This is a genomic window from Enterococcus sp. AZ119, assembly GCF_050546175.1.
Classification (GTDB): Bacteria; Bacillota; Bacilli; order Lactobacillales; family Enterococcaceae; genus Enterococcus; species Enterococcus faecalis.
The window spans coordinates 1,140,295-1,163,413 of the sequence record NZ_CP172951.1; the positions used below are offsets into that span (position 1 = coordinate 1,140,295).

The 23,119-nt window shown below is 38.0% G+C and carries 21 protein-coding genes; all 21 read left to right on the forward strand.

Going from position 1 to position 23,119, the window contains the following annotated elements:
- Positions 1 to 38: 38 nt before the first annotated feature.
- The 21 genes from IGL37_RS05565 to modA all read left to right on the forward strand — a co-directional run bounded on the left by IGL37_RS05565 (position 39) and on the right by modA (position 23,115).
- Positions 39 to 1,397, forward strand: coding sequence for a DEAD/DEAH box helicase (locus IGL37_RS05565; RefSeq protein ID WP_002385937.1), 1,359 nt, complete (start codon positions 39 to 41; stop codon positions 1,395 to 1,397).
- Positions 1,398 to 1,943: 546 nt separating this feature from the next.
- Complete coding sequence (locus IGL37_RS05570) at positions 1,944 to 2,627, forward strand: helix-turn-helix domain-containing protein (protein WP_002381934.1); 684 nt, start codon at positions 1,944 to 1,946, stop codon at positions 2,625 to 2,627.
- A 345-nt stretch (positions 2,628 to 2,972) separates the two neighbouring features.
- A complete protein-coding gene (gene alaS, locus IGL37_RS05575; protein WP_033918071.1) occupies positions 2,973 to 5,615 on the forward strand; it encodes an alanine--tRNA ligase in 2,643 nt (880 codons plus the stop codon).
- Between the two features lie 202 nt (positions 5,616 to 5,817).
- Entirely contained in the window at positions 5,818 to 6,534 is a 717-nt protein-coding gene (locus IGL37_RS05580; protein WP_033918072.1) for a tRNA (adenine(22)-N(1))-methyltransferase, read from the forward strand.
- Positions 6,518 to 7,636 carry a Nif3-like dinuclear metal center hexameric protein gene (locus IGL37_RS05585; protein ID WP_002397248.1) on the forward strand — a complete coding sequence of 373 codons (1,119 nt, stop codon included), beginning with the start codon at positions 6,518 to 6,520 and terminating at the stop codon, positions 7,634 to 7,636. The genes IGL37_RS05580 and IGL37_RS05585 overlap by 17 nt, the downstream gene beginning before the upstream one ends.
- A 29-nt stretch (positions 7,637 to 7,665) precedes the next feature.
- The gene (gene pepT, locus IGL37_RS05590) at positions 7,666 to 8,895 is read left to right on the forward strand and encodes a peptidase T (RefSeq protein WP_002357731.1); all 1,230 of its coding nucleotides are present in this window, start codon (positions 7,666 to 7,668) and stop codon (positions 8,893 to 8,895) included.
- 145 nt (positions 8,896 to 9,040) lie between these two features.
- Positions 9,041 to 9,307: a DUF1294 domain-containing protein gene (locus IGL37_RS05595; protein WP_002360427.1), complete on the forward strand. Its 267-nt coding sequence runs from the start codon at positions 9,041 to 9,043 to the stop codon at positions 9,305 to 9,307.
- A 19-nt stretch (positions 9,308 to 9,326) separates the two neighbouring features.
- On the forward strand, positions 9,327 to 10,355 hold the full coding sequence (locus IGL37_RS05600; protein ID WP_002360426.1) for a lysylphosphatidylglycerol synthase transmembrane domain-containing protein: 1,029 nt from the start codon (positions 9,327 to 9,329) through the stop codon (positions 10,353 to 10,355).
- A 139-nt stretch (positions 10,356 to 10,494) separates the two neighbouring features.
- On the forward strand, positions 10,495 to 11,070 hold the full coding sequence (gene mobA, locus IGL37_RS05605) for a molybdenum cofactor guanylyltransferase (protein ID WP_002361748.1): 576 nt from the start codon (positions 10,495 to 10,497) through the stop codon (positions 11,068 to 11,070).
- Between the two features lie 15 nt (positions 11,071 to 11,085).
- Positions 11,086 to 11,910 (forward strand): formate/nitrite transporter family protein, encoded by an 825-nt coding sequence (locus tag IGL37_RS05610; RefSeq protein ID WP_002360424.1) that lies wholly within the window; start codon positions 11,086 to 11,088, stop codon positions 11,908 to 11,910.
- Complete coding sequence (locus IGL37_RS05615; RefSeq protein WP_002357724.1) at positions 11,900 to 12,481, forward strand: hypothetical protein; 582 nt, start codon at positions 11,900 to 11,902, stop codon at positions 12,479 to 12,481. Before IGL37_RS05610 ends, IGL37_RS05615 begins: the two co-directional genes overlap by 11 nt.
- Positions 12,469 to 12,957, forward strand: coding sequence for an NAD(P)H-dependent oxidoreductase subunit E (locus tag IGL37_RS05620; protein WP_002357722.1), 489 nt, complete (start codon positions 12,469 to 12,471; stop codon positions 12,955 to 12,957). The genes IGL37_RS05615 and IGL37_RS05620 overlap by 13 nt, the downstream gene beginning before the upstream one ends.
- Before the next feature lie 11 nt (positions 12,958 to 12,968).
- Positions 12,969 to 14,267: a complex I 51 kDa subunit family protein gene (locus IGL37_RS05625; protein WP_002371208.1), complete on the forward strand. Its 1,299-nt coding sequence runs from the start codon at positions 12,969 to 12,971 to the stop codon at positions 14,265 to 14,267.
- 2 nt (positions 14,268 to 14,269) lie between these two features.
- Entirely contained in the window at positions 14,270 to 16,990 is a 2,721-nt protein-coding gene (gene fdhF, locus IGL37_RS05630; protein ID WP_002384573.1) for a formate dehydrogenase subunit alpha, read from the forward strand.
- 17 nt (positions 16,991 to 17,007) lie between these two features.
- A complete protein-coding gene (locus IGL37_RS05635) occupies positions 17,008 to 18,210 on the forward strand; it encodes a molybdopterin molybdotransferase MoeA (protein ID WP_202583860.1) in 1,203 nt (400 codons plus the stop codon).
- A gap of 718 nt (positions 18,211 to 18,928) precedes the next feature.
- Positions 18,929 to 19,438: a cyclic pyranopterin monophosphate synthase MoaC gene (moaC, locus tag IGL37_RS05640; RefSeq protein ID WP_002360420.1), complete on the forward strand. Its 510-nt coding sequence runs from the start codon at positions 18,929 to 18,931 to the stop codon at positions 19,436 to 19,438.
- Positions 19,435 to 20,409 carry a GTP 3',8-cyclase MoaA gene (gene moaA / locus IGL37_RS05645; protein ID WP_080296903.1) on the forward strand — a complete coding sequence of 325 codons (975 nt, stop codon included), beginning with the start codon at positions 19,435 to 19,437 and terminating at the stop codon, positions 20,407 to 20,409. The genes moaC and moaA overlap by 4 nt, the downstream gene beginning before the upstream one ends.
- Before the next feature lie 2 nt (positions 20,410 to 20,411).
- Positions 20,412 to 20,846, forward strand: a complete 435-nt coding sequence (locus IGL37_RS05650; RefSeq protein WP_002357714.1) for an MOSC domain-containing protein — start codon at positions 20,412 to 20,414, stop codon at positions 20,844 to 20,846.
- Entirely contained in the window at positions 20,839 to 21,321 is a 483-nt protein-coding gene (locus tag IGL37_RS05655) for a MogA/MoaB family molybdenum cofactor biosynthesis protein (RefSeq protein ID WP_033917974.1), read from the forward strand. Before IGL37_RS05650 ends, IGL37_RS05655 begins: the two co-directional genes overlap by 8 nt.
- Positions 21,322 to 21,324: 3 nt before the next feature.
- Positions 21,325 to 22,296, forward strand: a complete 972-nt coding sequence (locus tag IGL37_RS05660; protein WP_033917973.1) for a molybdopterin-binding protein — start codon at positions 21,325 to 21,327, stop codon at positions 22,294 to 22,296.
- An 18-nt stretch (positions 22,297 to 22,314) separates the two neighbouring features.
- Positions 22,315 to 23,115 carry a molybdate ABC transporter substrate-binding protein gene (gene modA, locus IGL37_RS05665; RefSeq protein ID WP_033917972.1) on the forward strand — a complete coding sequence of 267 codons (801 nt, stop codon included), beginning with the start codon at positions 22,315 to 22,317 and terminating at the stop codon, positions 23,113 to 23,115.
- Positions 23,116 to 23,119: the final 4 nt, after the last annotated feature.

Consider the following 23,119-nt stretch of genomic DNA (forward strand, 5'->3'; position numbering starts at 1 on the left):
TATAATGCCAAAGTGCATAAAGAATTTAACGAGAAGAGGTGAGGCAAGTGCCTTCATTTAAACAATTTCAATTTCAACCTTTTATCAACGAAGCACTCGCAGAAAAAGGGTTTGAAGAACCAACAGAAGTCCAAGAAAAATTAATCCCAATCATTAAGAAAGGGAAAAGTGTCATTGGACAATCGCAAACAGGAAGTGGAAAGACGCATACTTTTTTACTTCCATTAATGGATAAAGTTAAGCCAACTATCGACGAAGTACAAATTGTGATTACTGCGCCTAGTCGTGAATTAGCCAATCAAATTTATCAAGAAGCGCAGCAATTGGCTCGTTTCAGTCAACCAGAAATTCGAGTGTCAAATTTTGTTGGCGGAACAGATAAACAACGTCAATTAAATAAATTAAAGCATCAGCAACCTCATGTGGTGATTGGTACACCAGGGCGGATTTTAGATATGATGAATGAACAAGCCTTGAAAGTGCATACGGCTTTTGCCTTTGTTGTCGATGAAGCAGACATGACATTAGATATGGGCTTTTTAGCAGAAGTCGATCAAATTGCTGGTCGTTTGCCAGAAAAATTACAAATGCTCGTTTTTTCTGCAACCATTCCAGAAAAATTACGACCATTTTTAAAAAAATATTTAGAAAATCCAGTGATTGAACATATCAAACCAAAAGCAGTTATTTCAGAAACAATTGACAATTGGTTGATTTCCACCAAAGGAAAAAACAGCAATCAAATAATTTATCAATTATTGACTATCGGGCATCCTTATTTAGCGATTGTTTTTGCAAATACTAAACAAAGAGTTGATGAAATCACCGATTACTTAAAAGATCAGGGCCTAAAAGTTGCCAAAATTCATGGAGACATTACACCACGCGAAAGAAAACGTGTGATGCGTCAAGTTCAAAATCTTGACTACCAATATGTAGTAGCTACTGATTTAGCCGCACGTGGGATTGATATTGAAGGGGTTTCACATGTCATCAATGCAGAAGTTCCACATGAATTGGACTTCTTTATCCATCGGGTTGGCCGCACAGGACGTAATGGATTGAATGGGACTGCCATAACATTATATTCACCAGCAGATGATGAAGCGATTACTCAGATTGAGCAGTTAGGTGTTTCTTTCAAACCAAAAGAAATTAAAAATGGTGAGATTGTAGAGACGTATGATCGTAATCGTCGAACAAAACGAGAAAAATCTCGAGAAGAATTAGACCCAACGTTAATTGGTTTAGTGAAAAAGAAAAAGAAAAAAATTAAACCAGGATACAAGAAAAAAATTAATTGGGCAATTGAAGACAGCAATAAGAAAAAACGTAAAATTGAACGTCGTCAAAAAGATCGTTCTGCTAGGAAAGCAAAAAAGAATTCTTCTAACTAAAAACGTTGTGGATTATAAAAAGTAAGGGACTAGAATCGTAAAGATTTTAGTCCCTTACTTTTTATATGATAAATATTTAAGTCACTTTTAAAATAACTCTTTTTTAAAAGTAGTTATCGTTAAAAGTAGAGAAAATTACCGATTAATTGTAAAGATTTTTGTCGAAAACATCAAAATGTTAGTGTTAAACATCAACATTTTGATGTTTTCTCGAGAAAAAAATAATAAAATTACAGAATTTTTGGCGTGTTTTAGCAAAAAGTAGGAAGTTTCGGCACTTTTTTTGTTAAAAAATCAGCTTTATTAGTTGATATTAAAGGAAATTCATTTTTTTTTACGGAGGATAAAAAAATTTTACACACAAAAAAAATCATTTTCTAATATAATATAAATAACCACCAAAATAAAGAATAAAGGAGCGAAGAGAGATGAAGATAAAAAGGTGTTTATTAACCAATCGATGGAGAAAACATGCGATTTGGTAACGTAGTTTGATTGGTGCGTTTAGTTATTGGTAGCAGAAAGAGTTCTAGGAGGAAAGAAGAAATGAGAAGGATTTTGGTATTAACAAAGAACATTTTAGTTGAGCAAACATTTCAGCAGCAATTACAACATTTAAATTATGAAGTCTTTTGTACGAACTGCTGTGAAGAAACTATAGAACATGAGTTAACTTTTTTTAATTATTTTGATGCAATTGTATTAAGCGAAACACTTTCTCAGAACGATTGCTTGAGATTATTAGGAAGTCTTTCATCGTTAGAGAAGCCGATTTATCGACGTTCACAATCGATGTGTAATAAACGTGAAGCAGAGATTTGGCAGGAAAGAGGTATTATCCGGTGGTTAGGCCTCAAAGATTCATTGGAAGATATTCGTGAAAAAATTGACACTGTCGATCAAAGTTTTGCCGAAGTAACAGCCGAGCTACTTGATGACCAAGTAAAAAAGATTCGCTTTACAAAAAACGAGCAACGCTTTTTAAAAATCTTGTATCAGCATGCCCACGAAGGGTTGGATCGTGATCAAATTTGTCGCTTACTTTGGCAGAAAGAACCAGATGCTTCTACAAAATCGCAGCTGTCTTTCGTATGTAAACGAGTGAAACAAAAATTTAGTGATGCAGGTATGAACGAAGAGATTATTACAACCTCTTGGGGAAAAGGGTATCAAATAAATGAACAAATTTTGCCTTATTTAGAGCAAACGTTATTTGAAACAGCTCAGTAAGGAAAGATTCCTACGAAAACAATTGACTTTTTAGCAGATCTTTCTTATACTTTTGACTATAAGCTAAAGGATATGAGGAATCTTATTTTGATCACAGAAAGCCGTTCATTGCTGAGAGAAGGGCATCAGATAAATTTACTTGCTCCCTTTAGATGGACTTGATAGAAATATCAACGCGACTCTGCGTTATAGAGCTTAAGAGGTAATGATCCAACATCATTGCAATCAAGGTGGTACCGCGAGCAATCGTCCTTGACTGCAATGGTGTTTTTTGTGTTCACAGTCTGCCGCTTAAGAGGGTACAAAACATAAATAGTTAATTATTAATAGAAAGTAGGAAAATCAATGAAAGAATTAACAAGTAGTCAAGTTCGTCAAATGTATTTAGACTTCTTTAAGTCTAAAGGACATTCAGTAGAACCAAGTGCTTCTTTAGTACCAGTAAACGATCCAACATTATTATGGATTAACTCTGGTGTTGCAACCTTGAAAAAATATTTTGATGGCTCTGTTGTGCCAGAAAATCCAAGAATTACGAATGCTCAAAAATCTATTCGTACAAATGATATTGAGAATGTTGGGAAAACGGCTCGTCATCATACAATGTTTGAAATGTTAGGGAACTTCTCAATTGGAGATTATTTTAAAAATGAAGCGATTCACTGGGCTTGGGAATTCTTAACTGGTGCTGAATGGCTTGCTTTTGACCCAGAAAAATTATATGTGACTGTTTATCCGAAAGATACAGAAGCAAAACGCATTTGGCGTGATGAAGTTGGTTTATCTGAAGACCATATTATTGATGTAGAAGATAACTTCTGGGATATCGGTGCTGGTCCAAGTGGTCCGGATACGGAAATCTTTTATGATCGCGGCGAAGAATTTTTAGATATTCCAGAAGATGATCCAGAAAATTATCCTGGTGGCGAAAATGAACGCTATTTAGAAATTTGGAACTTAGTGTTCTCTGAATTTAACCATACACCAGAAGATACGTACGAACCATTACCACATAAAAACATTGATACGGGCATGGGCTTGGAACGTGTTGTATCTATCATTCAAGATGCACCAACAAATTTTGAAACTGATTTATTTATGCCAATCATTCATGCGGTAGAAGCTTTAGGAACCAACGTGGAATATGGAGATGCACCACAAACGGATGTTTCCTTTAAAGTGATTGCTGACCATATTCGTGCTTTATCCTTTGCAATTGGTGATGGTGCGCTTCCTTCAAATGAAGGTCGTGGCTATGTGTTACGTCGTTTATTACGTCGTGCGGTAATGCACGGGAAAAAATTAGGCATTAATGAAGCCTTTTTATACAAATTAGTGCCTGTTGTTGGCGAAATCATGGTAAGCTACTATCCAGAAGTATTACAACAAAAAGACTTCATCGAAAAAGTGGTTCGGACAGAGGAAGAACGTTTCCATGAAACCATCAATGAAGGTTTAAGCATGTTAAATGAGGTTATTAAAGAAGTTAAAGATGCAAAAGGCGATACATTAGATGGAAAAATTATCTTCAAACTTTATGATACTTTTGGCTTCCCCGTAGAATTAACGGAAGAAGTTGCAGAAGATGAAGGCTTGAAAGTCGACCATGCTGGGTTTGAAACAGAAATGGAAGCACAGCGTGAACGTGCTCGTTCTGCCCGCAGTAAAGAAACTTCAATGGGTGTTCAATCTGCTTTATTAACAGATATTAAAGTAGAAAGTAAATTTGTTGGCTATACAGAATTAACACATGATAGTGAATTATTTGTTATTATTCAAGGTGACGCACTAGTAAATGAAGCATCTGCAGGAACAGCCGAATTAATTTTTGCTGAAACACCATTTTATGCTGAAATGGGTGGACAAATTGCTGACCGCGGCTATGTAAAAAATACCGCAGGGGAAGTCGTTGCCAACGTGGTGGATGTGAAAAAAGCACCAAACGGTCAATTTTTACACAAAGTAGAAGTTTTGGCCCCATTAGCAGAAGGTCAAATTTATCAATTGCAAGTGGACGAACGGATGCGGACACGTATTTTGAAAAACCATACGGCAACCCATTTATTGCATCGTGCTTTAAAAGATGTGTTAGGGGAGCATGCCAACCAAGCAGGCTCATTAGTTGCACCAGGACATCTACGTTTTGACTTTACTCATTTTGGGCAAGTTACATCAGAAGAACTAGCGCGGATGGAAGCCATCGTTAACGAAAAAATCTGGGAAGCTATTCCTGTTGTCACAATTGAAACAGATATTGATACAGCGAAAAACATGGGCGCAATGGCGTTATTTGGCGAAAAATATGGCAAAGAAGTCCGTGTAGTTAATATTGGGGATTACTCTATCGAATTATGTGGTGGAACACACGTTGCTAATACAGAAGATATCGGGATTTTCAAAATTGTTTCTGAATCTGGAATTGGTGCAGGAGTACGCCGTATTGAAGCAGTGACGAGTAAAGAAGCGTATCAACTTTTACAAGAAGAAGAACGTCAATTGAAAGAGATTGCTACATTAGTTAAATCACCTCAATTAAAAGAAGTGGTTACGAAAACAGAGCAATTGCAACAACAATTACGTGATCTACAAAAAGAAAACGAACAATTGGCAGGCAAATTAGCGAATCAACAAGCTGGTGACATTTTTAAAGATGTCAAAGACGTCAACGGTGTTCGTTATATTGCCGCTCAAGTCAATGTTAAAGACATGAATCAATTACGCCAATTGGCTGACCAATGGAAACAAAAAGAATTGTCTGATGTACTAGTTCTGGCAACTGCACAAGATGAAAAAGTAAGCTTGTTAGCGGCTATGACAAAAGACATGAACGGAAAAGGCTTAAAAGCCGGTGACTTAATCAAAGCAATTGCGCCAAAAGTTGGCGGTGGCGGCGGTGGTCGTCCTGATATGGCTCAAGCTGGTGGGAAAAATCCAGCAGGGATTGCGGATGCCTTAGCAGAAGTTGAAAACTGGTTGGCAAATGCCTAATTAAAAATGTTTTCCCTATTATTAATATAAGGAGAATGCTCTTTATAGCAATAATGACAGCCCTCTTCAAAGTTATGAAATTGATTTTGAAGGGGGTTCTTTTTTTTAAATGATTAAGGAGAGGAAACAGTAGATTGCACGAATGTGTAAGTTTTCATCTTCAATTGACAATGGTATAATAAGCAACGGAGGAATCAAAAATATGAATGAAAATCAATTATCAAAACGTCTCGCAACGGTTGGTGATTTAATCCCTAGAGGAAGTCGCTTAGCAGACATTGGTTCAGACCATGCTTATTTACCAGTTGCTTTAATGTTAGAAAATAAACTGTCTTTTGCTGTGGCTGGGGAAGTGGTAGAAGGCCCTTATCAATCTGCCAAAACCCAAGTCAGTAAATCCAATTTGACGGATAAAATTATCGTACGTTTAGCGAACGGGCTAGATGCAATTGAACCTGAAGATCAAATAGACGTCATTAGTATTTGTGGAATGGGCGGCACATTAATCCGAGATATTTTAGAAGCTGGACGCAAAAAAAATCGTTTAACAGGGAAGGAACGCCTTGTTTTACAACCGAATATTGGTGAACCAACTTTACGCCGCTGGTTAATGGCAAACGACTACAGTATTATTGATGAAACAATCGTGGAAGAAAACCGTAAGTTGTATGAAATTATCGTAGCCGAAAAAACAGAGCAATCCGTTTCTTATACGGACCAAGAATTACTATTTGGGCCAGTTTTAATTAAAAAACAAGGACCCGTTTTTACCAAAAAATGGCAACGAGAATTAAAACAGCGCAAAACTGTTCTTGCACAACTAGCAAAGGCAAGTGAAGACCATATTGAAAAACAAGCGAAACTACAGCAAGACCAACAATTAATTGAGGAGGTGCTGGCCAATGGCTGTGAACGGTAAGACTTTGATTCGACGCTTCAATGACTATTGTCCCGAGTGGCTAGCTGAAACGGGAGATCCTGTGGGCTTGCACATTGGTACGTTAGATAAACCAATTGAAAATGTGATGGTTACCTTAGATGTTCGTCCTGAGGTCGTTGCAGAAGCAATTGAGAAGCAGGTTGATTTAATTATTGCGAAACACCCACCTATTTTCCGCCCAGTTAAGCGATTAACCACAGATAATTTTCAAGAAAAAATGTACGCTGATTTATTAAAACACGATATTGCTGTTTACGCAGCGCATACTAACATGGATATTATTGACAATGGGCTAAATGATTGGTTTTGTGAATTATTGGGAATTAAACAGACCACCTTTTTAACTAAAACACATACTGTTCCTTATAAAAAATTAGCCGTTTTTGTGCCAATTGATGAAGCTCAGCAAATGAGAGAAGCTTTAGGTCTAGCTGGCGCTGGAGCTCAAGGTGATTATTCTAAAACAAGTTACTCTTTAATTGGAACAGGACGTTTTACACCAACACAAGGAGCAAATCCCACGATTGGCGAAATTGGTCAAGAAAGTGTCGTCCAAGAAGCAAAAATCGAAGTGATTTTCCCTGAAACTAAGCAAGAACAAGTTCTTGAAGCTATGTTACAGGCGCATCCTTATGAAGAACCGGCGTATGATGTTTATACCATTGAAAATCAATCAAAAGAATTTGGTTTAGGTCGGGTTGGAGTATTAGACAAGCCTGTGAGACTCTCTGATTTTGTACAGCAAGTCAAGGAAGCTTTCCAATTGGACGGCTTGCGGGTCATTGCAAAAGATGATACTAAAATGATTCAACGGGTAGCCATTTGTGGTGGAAGTGGTGAAAAGTTCTATCATGATGCATTACGTAAACAAGCCGATGTCTATATTACTGGTGATGTGTATTATCATACGGCACATGACATGATTGCTGAAGATTTACCAGTCATCGATCCTGGTCATTACATTGAAGCGCTTTGTAAGCCAAAACTTGTGGAATTAATGAATCAATGGAAACAAGAAAATGAGTGGGCTGTATCCATTTTTGAATCAGAAGCGAATACCAACCCATTTCGTTTTAAATAAAAAAATGAAGATTAAAGGAGTGTTCTTTTATGTATGAAAATCTATTACCTCGTTTTTTACGCTATGTGAAAACAGAAACACGCTCAGATGCAACAAGCACAACGACACCATCAACACAAACGCAAGTAGCCTTTGCACAAACCTTAAAAAAAGAATTAGAAGAATTAGGGATGAGCGATGTTATTTATAACGAAACAAATGGTTTTGTGATTGCTACGTTACCTAGTAACGTGGAGAAAGACGTTCGTTCAATCGGCTTTATTGCCCATATGGATACCGCTGATTTTAATGCAGTGAATGTTTCTCCGCAAATTGTTGAGAACTATGACGGAGAATCAACGATTCCTTTAGATAAAGAAGGCAAATTCACTTTAAATACGAAAGACTTTCCTAACTTAAAAAATTATCGTGGTGAAACACTTATCACAACCGATGGTACCACTTTATTAGGAGCTGATGATAAATCAGGTATTGCGGAAATAATGACAGCCATGGAATATTTAATTAATCACCCAGAAATTAAACATGGCACCATTCGTGTGGCTTTCGGTCCTGACGAAGAAATTGGTGTAGGTGCCGACAAATTTGATGTCGCTCAATTTAACGTGGATTTTGCTTATACAATGGATGGCGGACCAGTAGGTGAATTACAATTTGAAACGTTTAATGCGGCGCAAGCAGAAATTACAATTCAAGGGAAAAACGTTCATCCAGGAACAGCAAAAAATACAATGATTAATGCGTTACAATTAGGAATTGATTTCCATAATGCCTTACCTGCTGACGAAGTTCCAGAAAAAACAGCAGGTGAAGAAGGCTTTTATCATTTAGCAGCGTTTGCTGGAACGCCAGAAGAAGCTACAATGACGTATATTATTCGCGATCACAATCGCGAGATTTTTGAAGCACGTAAAGCTAAAATTAAAGAAATTCAGCAAACATTGAATGCACCATTTGATGAAGAACGAATCAAAGTTGATTTATTTGATCAATACTATAATATGCGAGAAGTGATTGAAAAAGATATGTCCATTGTCGAAATTGCTAAACAAGCAATGGAAGAATTGTCAATTCTTCCAATTATTGAACCTGTTCGCGGTGGAACGGATGGCTCAAAAATTTCTTATTTAGGGATTCCAACACCAAATATCTTTGCTGGTGGCGAAAATATGCATGGCCGTTTTGAATTTGTTTCATTACAAGCCATGGAAAAAGCGACCAATGTGATTATTAAAATTGCTGAATTAAATGCAAAATAAATGAGGCACTCAATAGGAAAGTAAGAAAACGGGCAACCGAGAACTTACTTTCCTGTTGTAGTTTCATGAGTCATTGAAAAATTTTTTGCAATTAGAATCAGAACAAGGTATCCTAGTACAGTAACTAGTTAGGAGGCCAGAAAGAATGCTTCAGTGGATAGTAATCATTTATTTCCTCGTCATTAATTTAGTATTGTTTAGTATGATGGGTTATGATAAAAAACAAGCAAAACGTGGGAACTGGCGTATTCCAGAACGCCGCTTATTGACGATAGGACTTGTCGGTGGCGGTCTAGGTGGGCTAATGGGACAAAAGAAATTTCATCATAAAACCCAAAAACCAGTTTTTGCATTGTGTTATTCAATTGGCGTAATCGCGATGATTAGTTGCATCTATCTAACGTTTAAGTAAGAACAAAAAAGGAGAAGCGATGAAAGGAAAAGTAAAAATTGGCTTAAATATGTTGTTAATGATTATCGTTTTAGGCGTAATCTTTTATGTCATGGATAATTCATTAAGTGATATTTTTGCTCAACTGATGGAAACAAGTTGGCTGGTGCTGATTGCTGTTATTTTTTTTGGTGTAGTTTATCAATTTGCAGAAGGGCGCTCAATCAAGGAAATAGCTCGTTATTTTAACAAAGACTTTACAACAGTGGATGGTTTTTTTACTTCTTGTTATGTAGCATTTTATCGGATTATTTCATTTGGCACGGGAACCTTGCTTTCAGAAATTTATTTTTATAAGAAAAAGGGAATTCCTGTTTCTAAAAGTGTAGGGATAACGGCATTACATATGATTATGTACAAAGCAGCCGTGATTTTTTTAGCAATTATTGGTTTGATTATTCAATTTTCCCTGTTTTATGAAAATGCGCCTAAGATGATTCCATTCATTTTAGCAGGTGTTATTTTAACATTAGTAATAATTGCAGCATTACTTATTTTATCTAGTAGCTTAAAGTTGCAAGTTTTATTGGTTAAGTTTGCCAATCGTTGGTTTAAACGACCAAAACTAAGAGATTGGGTGGATAATTGTAATTTACAAATCTATTCCTTGCGGGCAGCTGTCCAAACAATTACACAAGATCGCTCAGCGTTGCTTCGAATCTTTTCATGGAATGTATTTAAATTATTATTTTGGTACATTATTCCTTACATTGTTTTAGTAGAAAATCACCCGAATATTGATTTATTATTAGTGATGTCCTTTACCAGTTTTGCTGTTATTCTTTCAGGAGTTATTCCGACACCTGCTGGCATTGGTCCATTTGAATTTGTTTACTTATTGTTGTTTAAACCATTGGTCGGCAATGTTGATGCTGTAGCATCTGTTTTACTGTATCGATTTGGTAGCTTTGTGTTACCCTTTTTGATTGGCTTGGTTTATGTCGCCATTGAGAAACGAAAATCATTACGCATTGAGATTGAAGAAATAAAACGTCAAACAGATGAATAAGGTAGAACGAGAAAAAGAGCGACTCTTTTTCTCGTTCTTTTTTTTAAAAGGAATTGACTTGTACGAGGGATGTCTTATAATAGACTTAATACATGACTAAAAAATATTTTTTTGAACTAATAAAAATTATGGTAAAGGGGTGGCGAAAATTATTGCTGATTGTACAGCAGTGCTGTTATGCGGCGGGAAAAGTTCACGGATGGGATTTGATAAAGCATTATTGAAAATTCAAGGCCAATACGTGATCTTGCAAACAGCTGAAAAGTTAATGGAACTGTTCGAAGAGGTTATTTTAGTAACGAATGATAGTCAAAAATTTCCTAAGGCGTTTAGAAAATGCACAATCATTCAAGATATGTATCTTGGAAAGGGGCCATTAGGTGGGATTGTGACAGCAATGAACTATACTCAGAAAGCTGAAGTGTTTGTAATTGCCTGTGATATACCAACTTTTTCTCCTAAACTTGTGTATCAGTTAGCCTCTAAGCGTGGACAAAATCAAGTAACAATCTTTGACTTTGAAGGTCGTCAAGAACCATTATTTGGCTTTTATCGATGTTCTTGTTTACCAACATTTCAAAAACAGCTTGCGCAAAATAACTATCAGATTCGGCAAGAATTTGAGCATCTATCTGTAAAAACGGTGCAACTATCAAAAGAGAATCAACTTAAAAATGTCAATCGAAAAGAAGAATTGTCTCAGTGGTATCGATAAAAAGGAGGAATCGTAATGGATTTTTTCAGTAGTGAAGAAATAGTTGCAAGCTTAGGTGATAAGGCAGAAATGAAAGGGAAATTATCGTTTGTTCGACTCTGTATTTTAGGCATCATGGCTGGTTTTTGTATTGCACTGGGTTACTTGGCGTTTATTCGTATCACTGGAACTGCCCCCACAGAATGGGGAAGTTTTAACAACTTTCTGGGTGGAGCTTTATTTCCAGTTGGATTGATAGCGCTTACTTTTGTTGGTGGTGAGTTAGCAACAGGCAATATGATGGTAATGACATTAGGCGTATTACAGAAAAAGGTTCGAGTGGGCGCTCTTTGTTATAACTGGCTAGTTGTTTTATTGACCAATTGTCTAGGCGGATTTCTTGTGGCGTATTTATTTGGCCATATTGTTGGGTTAACTGAAGGTGCGTTTCTGGATAAAACAGTCGCAGTTGCTCAGGCGAAAATTGCTGATCCACCGATAGTTGCTTTTGTTTCAGGGATTGGCTGTAATATTTTTGTTTGTTTAGCGGTTTATCTCGGAGCGTTGGCAAAATCATATTTAGGTAAAATGTTTGGCTTATGGTTTCCTGTCATGGTTTTCGTTGTTTGTGGGTTTCAACACGTGGTCGCCAATGCATTTATTATTCCAGCGGCAATTTTTTCACAAAGTACCACAATCAGTTGGTGGGATTATTTGCAGAATACATTATGGGTATTTTTAGGCAATGCAGTAGGGGGCAGTCTTTTTATGGCCGTACCATTGATCTTTATGACAAAACCAGCAACTGTCAAACCAAGAGTTGAGAAAACGATTCAGACGGAGGAGCTCTATGGCAATTGAGATACCAAACATGATTCAAATTGGTTCTACTGGTCGGAATAGTGGCAAAACGACATTAGCCGAAGCCCTTATTAAACAGTACCAAGAAGTCTATCCAATTTATGGCTTGAAGATTATTACGATTAGTGGTCAACGAGGGGTGTGTCAACGAGGCACAAAAGGATGCGGAATTTGTACCAGTATTACAGCTGGTTATGAATTAGTAGAAGAGCAAGAGACGATTGGCAATAAAGATACCATGAAATTATTAGCTGCAGGTTGTCAAAAAGTTTTTCTATTGAAAGTTTTTCAAGAAAATTTGGCGGAAGCCATTCAGCAATTTCTGAAAGCTGTGCCGGCCCAAGCATTAATCATTTGTGAATCAAATTCATTACGTAATGTTGTGCAGCCAGGACTATTTCTTATGATGAATAACCAGAATCGCCAAAAAGAATCAGCAAAAAAAGTTATAGATAAAGCCGATTTTTGTTTACTATCTGCTGAAATACCAAAAGAATTGCGTATCTATTATCAAGGAGAACAACTTCAAGTTTCACTAAAAAGGGGGAATAAAAAGGAATGTGTGCATTAAGCTTAATTGAAAAAGAAGCGATTATTCTAGAAAACGATGCTGATCCACAACGAATTTTAAATATTTTAATTGAATTACAATTTGCTTCAGAAGAAGGGTATATCGATCAGGAGACAGCTCAATTAGTTGCAGAGCATCTACATTTAACGGAAGCGCGAGTCTATGAAATCGTCAGTTTTTATGCCATTTTAAAGACGGAACCGCAAGCGAAGTATGTCTTGAAGATTTGTAACAGCACACCGTGTCATTATACTGGTGGGGCGATGGTTGCCGAAGTTTTAGAAACCATTTTAGAAGTGCCAGAGAATCAGCCGACACCAGATGGCTTATTTATGTATCACAGTATTCCTTGTATCGGGGCTTGTGATTTAGGTCCAGTAATTAAAATTAAGGACACCGTTTTTAGTCAACTAACAGAAGAGAAAATTTATCAATTAATTCAACATTTACAAAATGATTGCTATGAAGGACTGTAGGAGGTGAGTCAATGCTTAAGAGAAACCAACCAATGTTATTAGAGAGAATGGGAAAAATGCAATCTGCGACCGATGTTGCTGAATATTGTAAATACGATGGATTTGATGGTTTAAAAAGAGCAATTTCACTATCGGATGAAGAAATTTTAAACGAACTGGATATTGCGCACTTAAGAGGTCGCGGTGGAGCAGCCTATCCTTTAGGAAAAAAATGGCGCCATCTTTATCATGCAAAAGGAACCACAAAGTACATTGTTTGTAATGCTGATGAAGGCGAACCAGGGACCTTTAAGGATAAAGTACTTTTATCTGAAGATCCATTGAGTGTGATTGAAGGAATGATCATTGCTGGTTATTTATTTTCAGCAAAAGCAGGTTATATTTATATGCGAGGAGAATATCGCAGAATCCAAAAAACATTTCAAGAAGCACTCGATAATGCACGACAAGCTGGCTTTTTAGGGGAAAACATTTTAGGAATTGAAGGATTCAATTATGATATTACGATTATTTCTGGTGCTGGCGCCTATATTTGTGGGGAAAATTCAGCACTTTTAAATTCAATTGAAGGAAAAACGGGGCGGCCGCGTGTCAAACCACCACACTTAGCAGATGTTGGTTTATATTTGCAACCAACATTAGTAAATAATGTTGAATCATTTGCAAGTGTTCCTGTAATTTTAAGAGAAGGTGGACAAGCCTTTTTAGAGATGGGTACTGCCGATGGTGGCGGAACAAAGCTAATTTGTTTGTCTGGACATATTAAAAATCGGGGCTTATACGAGGTCAACCTTGGAACACCATTAGAAGAAATAATTTATGGCGAGCAATACGGCGGAGGCTCTGCAACTGGTCGAGCATTGAAATTTATTCACTTCGGTGGACAATCCGGTCCAATTGGTGCTGTCGCAACGTTAAGGGATTGTTTGTATTCCTACGAAGATTTATGGGCCCATGACTTATCTGTCGGCTCTGGTGCAATTGTAGTAATGGATGATTCAGTCAATGTTGTGGACTATTTAGTACACGTGGCGGCCTTTTTTGCTCATGAGTCATGTGGTAAATGCACCCCTTGCCGATTGGGAACAACTAGGATTTTGGAATTATTGAGTAAATTCAATCGGAACGAGGCAACAGCTAGTGATTTGCCACGATTGGAAAAGATGCTCACGCATGTCACGCGATTATCAGCTTGTGGTTTGGGCCAATCCGTCGCAAATCCAATGAAGAGTGCATTGGCTTTGTTTCCAGAAGAATTTGAAACGACTGCTGAAACAGAAATCTATGCCACCAGCAAAGGAGGTTGGTAAAAATGAAAACAAAGTTGCATACGCAAACAGTTACATTGTCTATTGATAACCAAGAAGTAACTGTGTCTAAAGGGACTACCATTCTCGAAGCAGCGAAAGGGCTAGGTGTTGAAATCCCAACGCTCTGTCATTTAAAGGAATTAGCGCCTGATGGTTCTTGTCGGATGTGCGTGGTTGAGGTGGAAGGCGGCCGACGTGGTGGCTTAACAACTGCTTGTACGGCACATTGTCAAGAGGACATGGTTGTGTCAACACATTCTGAAAAAGTTGCTGATTCCAGACGTTTTATTCTTGATTTATTATTGAGTAATCATAAATTAGAATGTTTTTCTTGTGGAAAAAACGGGGATTGTCAATTACAACAGTATGCGCTAGATTATGGGATTGATGCCACTAGCTTTACCGAGGGAAAAAGAATGCCTTGCCATCAAGAAGATACCAGTAATCCATTTTTCTCTTATGATCCAGAAAAGTGTATCATGTGTCGTCGTTGTGCTCGTGTCTGTCAATTGCGGCAGGGAAGAGATGTACTTAGTATTGCTAATCGTGGCTTTGAAACAAAAATGATGCCGAGTTATGGGCAGGCGTTTGATCAATCTATCTGTGAATCATGTGGCAATTGTGTCTCTTCCTGTCCTACAGGAGCGTTAACAGCAAAAGATACAAAAGAGTACCGCAAATGGGAAACCCAGAAAATTCCTACAACTTGTCCACATTGTGGGACAGGCTGTCAGATGAATTTACTCGTTAAAAACAATCGTTTGGTGGGTGTTGAACCCCTAGATGGACCAGCTAATAAAAATTTACTTTGTGTGAAAGGAAAATTTGCTTCATATAAATTTGTTGGGTCAGGAGATCGCTTAACGGAGCCATTAATTAAACGGAATGGGATTTTTGAACCTGCTTCTTGGGAAGAAGCCTTAACGCTTGTTTCGTCAAAATTTAACGAAATTAAAGCAGAAAACGGTCCGGATGCTCTTGCTGGTTTTTCGTGCTCTAGAGCGACAAATGAAGATAATTATGTCTTTCAAAAAATGGTGCGTGCTGCTTTTGGTACCAATAATGTTGATAACTGTGCCCGTGTTTGTCATTCGGCTTCGGTCCATGGTTTAGCCCAAACCTTAGGCTCTGGTGCGATGACCAATCCTATTGCTGATATCACTGAAGATGTCGACATGATTTTATTAGTAGGTTCCAATCCAGAAGAAGCTCATCCAGTTATTGGTGCGCAAATTCGCCAAGCCATCCAAAGAGGAACACAAGTTGTTGTTGTTGATCCGCGGAAAATTAACTTAGTGAAGGATAGTGCGCTGCATTTACAAGTTCAGGCGGGAACGAATGTCGCATTTGCTAATGGCATGATGCATGTGATTTTGAAAGAAGGTTTAGCAGATCGCCATTTTATTGAAGAACGGACAGAAGGATTTTCAGATTTAGAAAAAATGGTGGCTGATTATACGCCGGAAAAAGTCGCAGAAATTTGTCATATTCATCCAGAAGATTTAATTCAAGCAGCACGCATGTATGCAAAAGCAGAGAAAGCACCAATCATTTATTGTTTAGGCGTAACGGAACATTCGACAGGAACTGAGGGTGTTATGAGTATGTCTAATTTGGCAATGTTGGTTGGTAAAGTTGGAAAACCTGGCTGTGGTGTCAATCCTTTGCGAGGTCAAAATAATGTTCAAGGTGCTTGCGATATGGGCTGTATGCCTTATGATTTCCCAGGCTATCAAAAAGTCAATAATCCAGAAGTAATCGACAAATTTGAAAAAGCTTGGCATGTGCCGTTAAATCGAAACACAGGTTTAACTTCTACTAAAGTCTTGCCAGCAGCAACGGCAGGAAATGTCAAAGGCCTTTATATTTTTGGAGAAGATCCAATTGTTACGGATCCAGACACAGGACATGTTCGTCAAGCTTTAGAAAGTTTAGACTTTTTAGTTGTTCAAGAATTATTTATGACAGAAACGGCTGCTTATGCAGATGTCGTTTTACCAGGCATCAGTTATGCAGAAAAAGACGGGACATTTACAAATACAGAACGGCGCGTGCAAAGAGTCCGTAAAGCTGTTGAACCAAGAGGACAAGCGCGAGAAGACTATGAAATTTTTTGTGAAGTCATGACACGAATGGGCTATCCTTGTGCGTATGAATCTGCAAAAGAAATTATGAAAGAAATTTCAGCTGTGACGCCTTCGTTTGGTGGAATTAATTATGAACGATTAGAGAAGGAGAGCTTACAATGGCCTTGTCGTAGCTTGACAGATCCAGGTACGCCGATTATGCATGTGGGCAGTTTTGCTCGTGGGAAAGGTTTATTTAAAGCAATTCCGTATAAGCAAGCCCAAGAATTACCAGATGAAGAGTACCCGTATTTAATGTCGACAGGCCGAATGCTTTACCATTACAATACCCGAGCAATGACAGGACGAACGGAAGGGATTAACCAAATAGCGAATCACTCTTATATTGAGATAAATGCAGTCGATGCACAAGCTCTGGGAATCCAAGAAGGTGACAAAGTTGAAGTTCATTCTCGACGTGGCAAAATTGAAACCTATGCGGCTGTCGGAAATCGAGTATTTCCGCAAGAAGTCTTTATGACATTCCATTTTCCAGATGGGAATGTTAACGAAATCACCAATGCTGTATTTGATGATATCGCCACAATTCCTGAATATAAAGTTTGTGCCGTTGCGATTAAACCAGTGAATAAATAAAAAAGGATGGTTAAAGCATGATCGAGTTGGAAGAAGCACGAGAGAAAATGACCCAACATATGAAGAGTCAATGTGAAACAGAAGAAGTGGCGCTGCTTGATTCCTTGGGACGGATTAGCGGAGAAACCATTTTTGCAGAGACAGCGATTCCTCATTTTCCTCGTGCCGGGATGGATGGGTATGCCGTTCGGGCAGTAGAAACACGAGGTGCGACTGCTGAAAGCCCAAGTTGTTTAAAAGTCGTCGGTTCTTTAGTGGCAGGGGATTCCATGTTTTATTGTAATCAGACGAATAACTGTGCGATTAAAATAACAACAGGTGCTTTTATTCCAACCGATTTTGATGCTGTAGTGCCACAAGAATGGACGGATTTTGGGCAAGACCATGTTAAAATTTTTCGCTCTGTCACTGCGGGCCAAAACTATGCGGAAATTGGAGAAGATATTGCTTTTCAGCAAAAAATTTTAGCAAAACATCAACAGATTAATAGTCGCATGATTGGTTTGTTGGCAATGCAAGGGATTGATAAAGTTGTTGTTTTGAAGCGCATGAAAGTGGGGATTTTAGCGACGGGTAGTGAGTTAGTTTCTTTGGAAGAACCACTGTCAGTTGGGAAAATTTATAATAGTAATCTCTACATGTTAGCAGCTTTTGTCAAAGCGAGTGGCAATGAAGTAATGCACCTAGATCATTGTTCAGATGATCCTGAAGAATTAGCGAATAGGCTGATTGAGATTTCACCAAAACTTGATGTATTAATTACTTGTGGTGGTGTTTCGGTAGGTGAAAAGGATAATTTACCTTTAGCAATTAAACGTATCGGAGGAACAGAGTTGTTTCATTTTGTAAATATGAAACCTGGAACCCCAGTTATGGGAAGTAAATTTCAAGAAACACTCATTTTAAGCGTTTCAGGCAATCCGTTTGCGGCAATGGTTAATTTACATCTTTTTTACTGGACATTATTAGCTACTTTTTTTAATTGTGTCGAGTTAAATCTCAAGGAACGAACAGTAATTTTAGCGCATGAATTAGCCCCCAGTAGACTACGTCGATTTTACCGAGCGAAAGAAATAGATGGCAAAGTAAATTTAGTGACAAAAAGTCATCTTTCATCCAATTTATCAAATACTTTAGAAACAAATTGCCTACTAGAACAACCAGCTGGTGTACTACTCAAAAAAGGCGCGCTTGTAAAAGTCTATTATTGGCAAACTTGATGACAACCTGACCTAAGATTAGTATGAAAGTAAAAGCCTGGAACAAAAATCACTTTGGATTTTTGTTCCAGGCTTAAAAATTGATAAACGGCGGGAACAGAAGCAACACTACGCGTTGCTCCGATCTCAACAACTTCTAAGGTGTTTTCTCGACATGCGTCTCGTCACAGTACAGCCTTCAAAAGAGCTACAGCTCTAAGAGTTGCGATGTTTCACTGTGAAGCATGAACAGATGAAATCATCGTACCTACTTGGTGAAGGTCCTTCGGAAATAAGCCGAAATTGTTGAGAATCACGAAGAACGTAGTGATTCGATGATGAACAATACCTACTTGGTCTCCAAAAATTAAAGAACACCGGGTAGGTATCATGCAACATCAACTCGTACCTCGTTGTGTTTTATGACAATTTTCGGAAATTTCTTCTTATTGCTGAGAAACACTATTTGCAAAGCAAATAGATGTTGAACAGTACCTACTTGGTTCTCGGAGTTAAGCACTTCTGTCCCGACCTCTTATTGCTTATCAAGTTTTAAGACTTAGACAAAAGTCTGGTCAGGCTAAGCGAATCACGTAATTTTTGTCGCTTAACATTTTTAACTTCGATTTCTCGCTAAAAAAAATTATGGATGCCAGATTGTTTTTTTGATGCAAGAGTGATACACTTGAAAAAGAAGTATTGTGTAAACGTTAACAAATGTCAAATGTGAGGTGGAGAAATGGTTCAAAGTAAGGAATTTACGCACTTGAATACACAAGGAGAAGTGCATATGGTTGATATTTCGGAAAAAAATGACACTCAAAGAACAGCCCTCGCTTATGGAGAAATTCACATGTTGGAAGCGACAGCAGAAGCGATCCAGACCCAAATGATTAAAAAAGGTGAAGTATTACAGGTAGCAAGAGTCGCTGGGATTACCGCGGCAAAACGAACGTTTGAATGGATTCCTTTGTGTCATTTGGTTGCTTTGACAAAGTGTGAAATTCAGTTTAATTGGCGCAATCAAACTTGTTTAGAAGTACGTTGCTTTACAAAAACAGTGGGTTCAACTGGCGTTGAAATGGAAGCGCTAACAGGTGTGCAGGCAGCACTCTTAACAATTTATGACATGTGTAAAGCAATTGATCGCGGAATGACAATGACAAACATTGGTTTATTAGAGAAAAATGGTGGACGCAGTGGTCATTTCATTCGTTCTTCAATTAAATCAAAGGAAAGTGATGAGTGAACAGCATGAAAGATGCATTTAACCGTGAAATTGATTATGTTCGTTTGTCTTTAACAGATCGTTGTGACTTACGTTGCACGTATTGCATGCCAGCAACAGGTCTTTGCTTTTTAAAAAAAGAGCAGCTTCTAACAGATGATGAGATTATTTTTTTATTGAGGATACTAGCGAAAGAAGGCATCAAAAAAGTTAAATTAACAGGTGGTGAACCGCTTGTTAGACCGAATTTACTCTCTTTAATTAAAAGGATAAAGCAAATCTCAGGCATCGAAAAAGTAACCCTAACGACTAATGGCATGAAGTTAGCTCGTGAGGCTCAAGGGTTAAAAGAGGCGGGCTTGGACGGCATTAATATTAGCTTAGACACTTTGGATCCAGAAGAATTTCGAGAAATAACAAGAGTTGGTCAGTTAAGGAATGTTCTGGCGGGCTTAGAACAAGCGATTGATGTGGGATTACCTAATATCAAAATTAATACTGTAGCTAGGAAAGAGCTAAGTGAAGCAACAATTGTAGAACTGGCTGAAATCGCTAAGAAAGAGACTGTGCATCTTCGTTTCATTGAAATGATGCCAATTGGATTAGGGAAGGAGCATCCAGGTAAGCAACAAGAAGAAGTAGAAGACATTTTAACTAAACATTATGGAACGTTACAACCATACCAAAAACCATTGGGCAATGGCCCTGCTAGTTATTACGCCTTAAAAGATTTTAAAGGAAAAATAGGTTTTATTAGTGCATTAGGGCATTGTTTTTGCGAGACGTGCAATCGGATTCGAATTACTGCAGACGGTCATTTAAAAACGTGCCTGCATTCTGCAGACGGCTACTCGTTAAAGGAAGCTTTAGCTATGGAACAAACAGCAGAATTGTTAGGGATTATCAAGAGTGGCATTGCCTGCAAGCCTGAAAAACATCTTTTCATGGAACAACAAGGAGAACAACGATTTATGTCACAAATAGGAGGGTAAGTATGAAAACAGGAGAAATTATTGCAATAAATATTAGCCCGCGAAGAGGCACACAGAAAAAGGAAATTCCTGAAGTCAACTTAATTAAAGGCTTTGGATTAGAAAATGATGCGCACGGCGGGAATTGGCATCGACAAGTCAGTTTGTTATCTTTTGAAGAAATAACGGCTTTCAATGAAAAAGGAGCTCGGGTTGGCAATGGTGCTTTTGGGGAAAACATAATCGTCTCAGGGATTGATTTACGTCAATTACCTGTTGGAACGAAAATGAAAATAGGCGATTCCGAATTGGTGGTTACTCAAATTGGGAAAGAGTGCCATAAACACTGTCAGATTTACGCGCGAGTGGGCGATTGCATCATGCCTAGAGAAGGAATCTTTGCAGTCGTTGTGACAGAAGGTCATATTAAAAAAGGAGACCAGTTAGACGTTGTTTAAAGTGGGCATTGTAACATTAAGTGATCGTAGCTTTCAAGGGCTTGCTGTCGACCAATCGGGTCCCTTGATTCGTGAACAGTTACCTGCGCTCTACCAGGTAACCAAACAAACCATTTTACCAGATGAAGAAAATCAATTAGTAGAGCTATTGCAAGAGTGGTCTAAGACCTGTGATTTGATTTTAACGACAGGCGGCACAGGGTTGAGTGAACGGGATCGGACCCCAGAAGCTACCTTACGTGTAGCAGAGCGAATCATTCCTGGGATCAGTGAGGGCTTGCGTCAACTTAGCTTGGAAAAAACACCATTTGCTATGTTAAGTCGAGGCGTTTCTGTTCAAAGAGGACGCACGCTCATTGTTAATTTGCCTGGTAGCCCGAAAAGTGTAACAGAACATTTGCATTTTTTGTTGCCTGTTTTGCCCCACGCTTTGGATTTAATCACAAATAAAAAAATCATACATGATGAGGAATAAACCATGAAAACAATTCGAACAGAAGAGGCAGTTGGCCTTCCATTGAGTCATGATATTACGCGAATTGACTATGGGAAGACCAAGGAAGTGTGTTTTAAAAAAGGACATATAGTTGTTCAAGAAGATATTCCAATTCTTTTATCATTAGGGAAAAAACATCTGTTTGTTTCCTTGGATCCAGCAGAAATACATGAAGAAGAGGCAGCGACATTTTTGTATAACCTGTTAACAGATGACTCATGTCAGCCGAGTGAAGTCCATGAAGGGAAAATTGTTGCTAAAGCTAGCACGAGAGGCCTTTTAAAAGTCAATCGAGAAAAATTAATTGCTTTAAATGAAATTGAAGGTCTCGCCTTGTCAACTAAAGTTACCAATATAGAAGTTCAGAAAGATGAAAAAGTTGCAGCCTTTCGAGTGATTCCACTAACAATTTCTAAAAGCCAATTAGAAAAGGCACGTCAGTTCAGCACGTCTGAGCCACTAATCTCTGTGAAACCTTTCAAAAAAATACGGGTCGGGATTGTAACTACTGGCAGTGAAGTTTACACAGGATTGGTTGAGGATGCTTTTTACCCTGTGTTAAAAGCCAAGTTCTCCGTGTATCCTTTAGTTACGATTGTCAAGCAAGAAATTGTCGATGATCAGCCGCAAAAAATTACTGTTGCGATCAAAAAGATGTTAGCACAAGGGCTTGATCTGATTGTTTGTACAGGTGGTATGAGTGTAGATCCTGATGATTTGACACCGTTAGCAATTAAGCAGACAGGTGCTGAAATCGTAACCCATGGGACACCAGTCTTACCAGGCTCAATGTTTTTGCTAGCTTATAAAGGAGAGCAAACGATCATTGGCTTACCAGGTGGTGTTTTATTTTCAGAAAAAACGGTTTTTGATTTGTTATTACCAAGATTAATGGCCAAAGAAGTGATAAAAAAATCTGAAATTATTGACTTGAGTTATGGCGGGTATTTATAAAAGAAAAGAGGCGTTCAAATGTCTAAACAAAAAAAGGCTGTGTTCCTGCTTAGTTTATTCAGTTTAGTTGCCCTAATTGCTGCATGTACAAATCAGCCGCAAAAAGAAACAGTTTCAACAAAAAAAGAAGAAATAACCCTTGCGGCAGCCGCTAGCTTAGAGTCAGTTATGGAGAATAAAATTATTCCAGCCTTTGAAAAAGAGCATCCAGATATTCAGGTAACTGGAACCTATGATAGTTCTGGAAAATTACAGATGCAAATTGAAAAAGGCCTAAAAGCCGATGTATTTTTCTCAGCTTCGACAAAACAAATGAATGCATTGGTTGCAGAAAAACTAATTAATAAAAAAAGTGTCGTTCCTTTATTGGAAAACCAGCTCGTTCTTATTGTGCCTAACCAAGATCAAGCAAAGTGGCATGATTTTTCTGATTTAAAAAAAGCCCAAATGATAGCAATTGGTGATCCTGCAAGTGTTCCAGCTGGTCAATATGCCGAAGAAGGCTTAAAAGCTTTAGGCGCTTGGTCTTATGTAGAAAAACACGCAAGCTTTGGCACAAATGTAACAGAAGTCCTTGAATGGGTGGCTAATGCAAGTGCAGAAGCTGGCTTGGTTTATACGACAGATGCAGCAACCAATTCAAAAGTAGCGATTGTTGCGGCCATGCCTGAAGCTGCTTTGAAAAAGCCAATTATCTATCCAGTTGGTAAAGTTGCCGCCTCTAAGAAACAAAAATCAGCAGATGCTTTTTTAAATTTTTTACAGAGTCAACAATGCAGAAAATATTTTGAAAATATTGGCTTTAAGTTAACAAAGTAGGTGG

Coding starts and splice junctions, on each gene's coding strand:
- IGL37_RS05570 (WP_002381934.1), top strand. CDS start 1,944: ATGAGAAGGATTTTGGTATTAACAAAGAACATTTTAGTTGAGCAAACA.
- IGL37_RS05615 (WP_002357724.1), top strand. CDS start 11,900: ATGGCAATTGAGATACCAAACATGATTCAAATTGGTTCTACTGGTCGG.
- IGL37_RS05580 (WP_033918072.1), top strand. CDS start 5,818: ATGAATGAAAATCAATTATCAAAACGTCTCGCAACGGTTGGTGATTTA.
- IGL37_RS05600 (WP_002360426.1), top strand. CDS start 9,327: ATGAAAGGAAAAGTAAAAATTGGCTTAAATATGTTGTTAATGATTATC.
- modA (WP_033917972.1), top strand. CDS start 22,315: ATGTCTAAACAAAAAAAGGCTGTGTTCCTGCTTAGTTTATTCAGTTTA.
- moaC (WP_002360420.1), top strand. CDS start 18,929: ATGGTTCAAAGTAAGGAATTTACGCACTTGAATACACAAGGAGAAGTG.
- IGL37_RS05595 (WP_002360427.1), top strand. CDS start 9,041: ATGCTTCAGTGGATAGTAATCATTTATTTCCTCGTCATTAATTTAGTA.
- IGL37_RS05620 (WP_002357722.1), top strand. CDS start 12,469: ATGTGTGCATTAAGCTTAATTGAAAAAGAAGCGATTATTCTAGAAAAC.
- pepT (WP_002357731.1), top strand. CDS start 7,666: ATGTATGAAAATCTATTACCTCGTTTTTTACGCTATGTGAAAACAGAA.
- IGL37_RS05610 (WP_002360424.1), top strand. CDS start 11,086: ATGGATTTTTTCAGTAGTGAAGAAATAGTTGCAAGCTTAGGTGATAAG.
- IGL37_RS05650 (WP_002357714.1), top strand. CDS start 20,412: ATGAAAACAGGAGAAATTATTGCAATAAATATTAGCCCGCGAAGAGGC.
- IGL37_RS05635 (WP_202583860.1), top strand. CDS start 17,008: ATGATCGAGTTGGAAGAAGCACGAGAGAAAATGACCCAACATATGAAG.
- IGL37_RS05660 (WP_033917973.1), top strand. CDS start 21,325: ATGAAAACAATTCGAACAGAAGAGGCAGTTGGCCTTCCATTGAGTCAT.
- fdhF (WP_002384573.1), top strand. CDS start 14,270: ATGAAAACAAAGTTGCATACGCAAACAGTTACATTGTCTATTGATAAC.
- IGL37_RS05625 (WP_002371208.1), top strand. CDS start 12,969: ATGCTTAAGAGAAACCAACCAATGTTATTAGAGAGAATGGGAAAAATG.
- alaS (WP_033918071.1), top strand. CDS start 2,973: ATGAAAGAATTAACAAGTAGTCAAGTTCGTCAAATGTATTTAGACTTC.
- IGL37_RS05585 (WP_002397248.1), top strand. CDS start 6,518: ATGGCTGTGAACGGTAAGACTTTGATTCGACGCTTCAATGACTATTGT.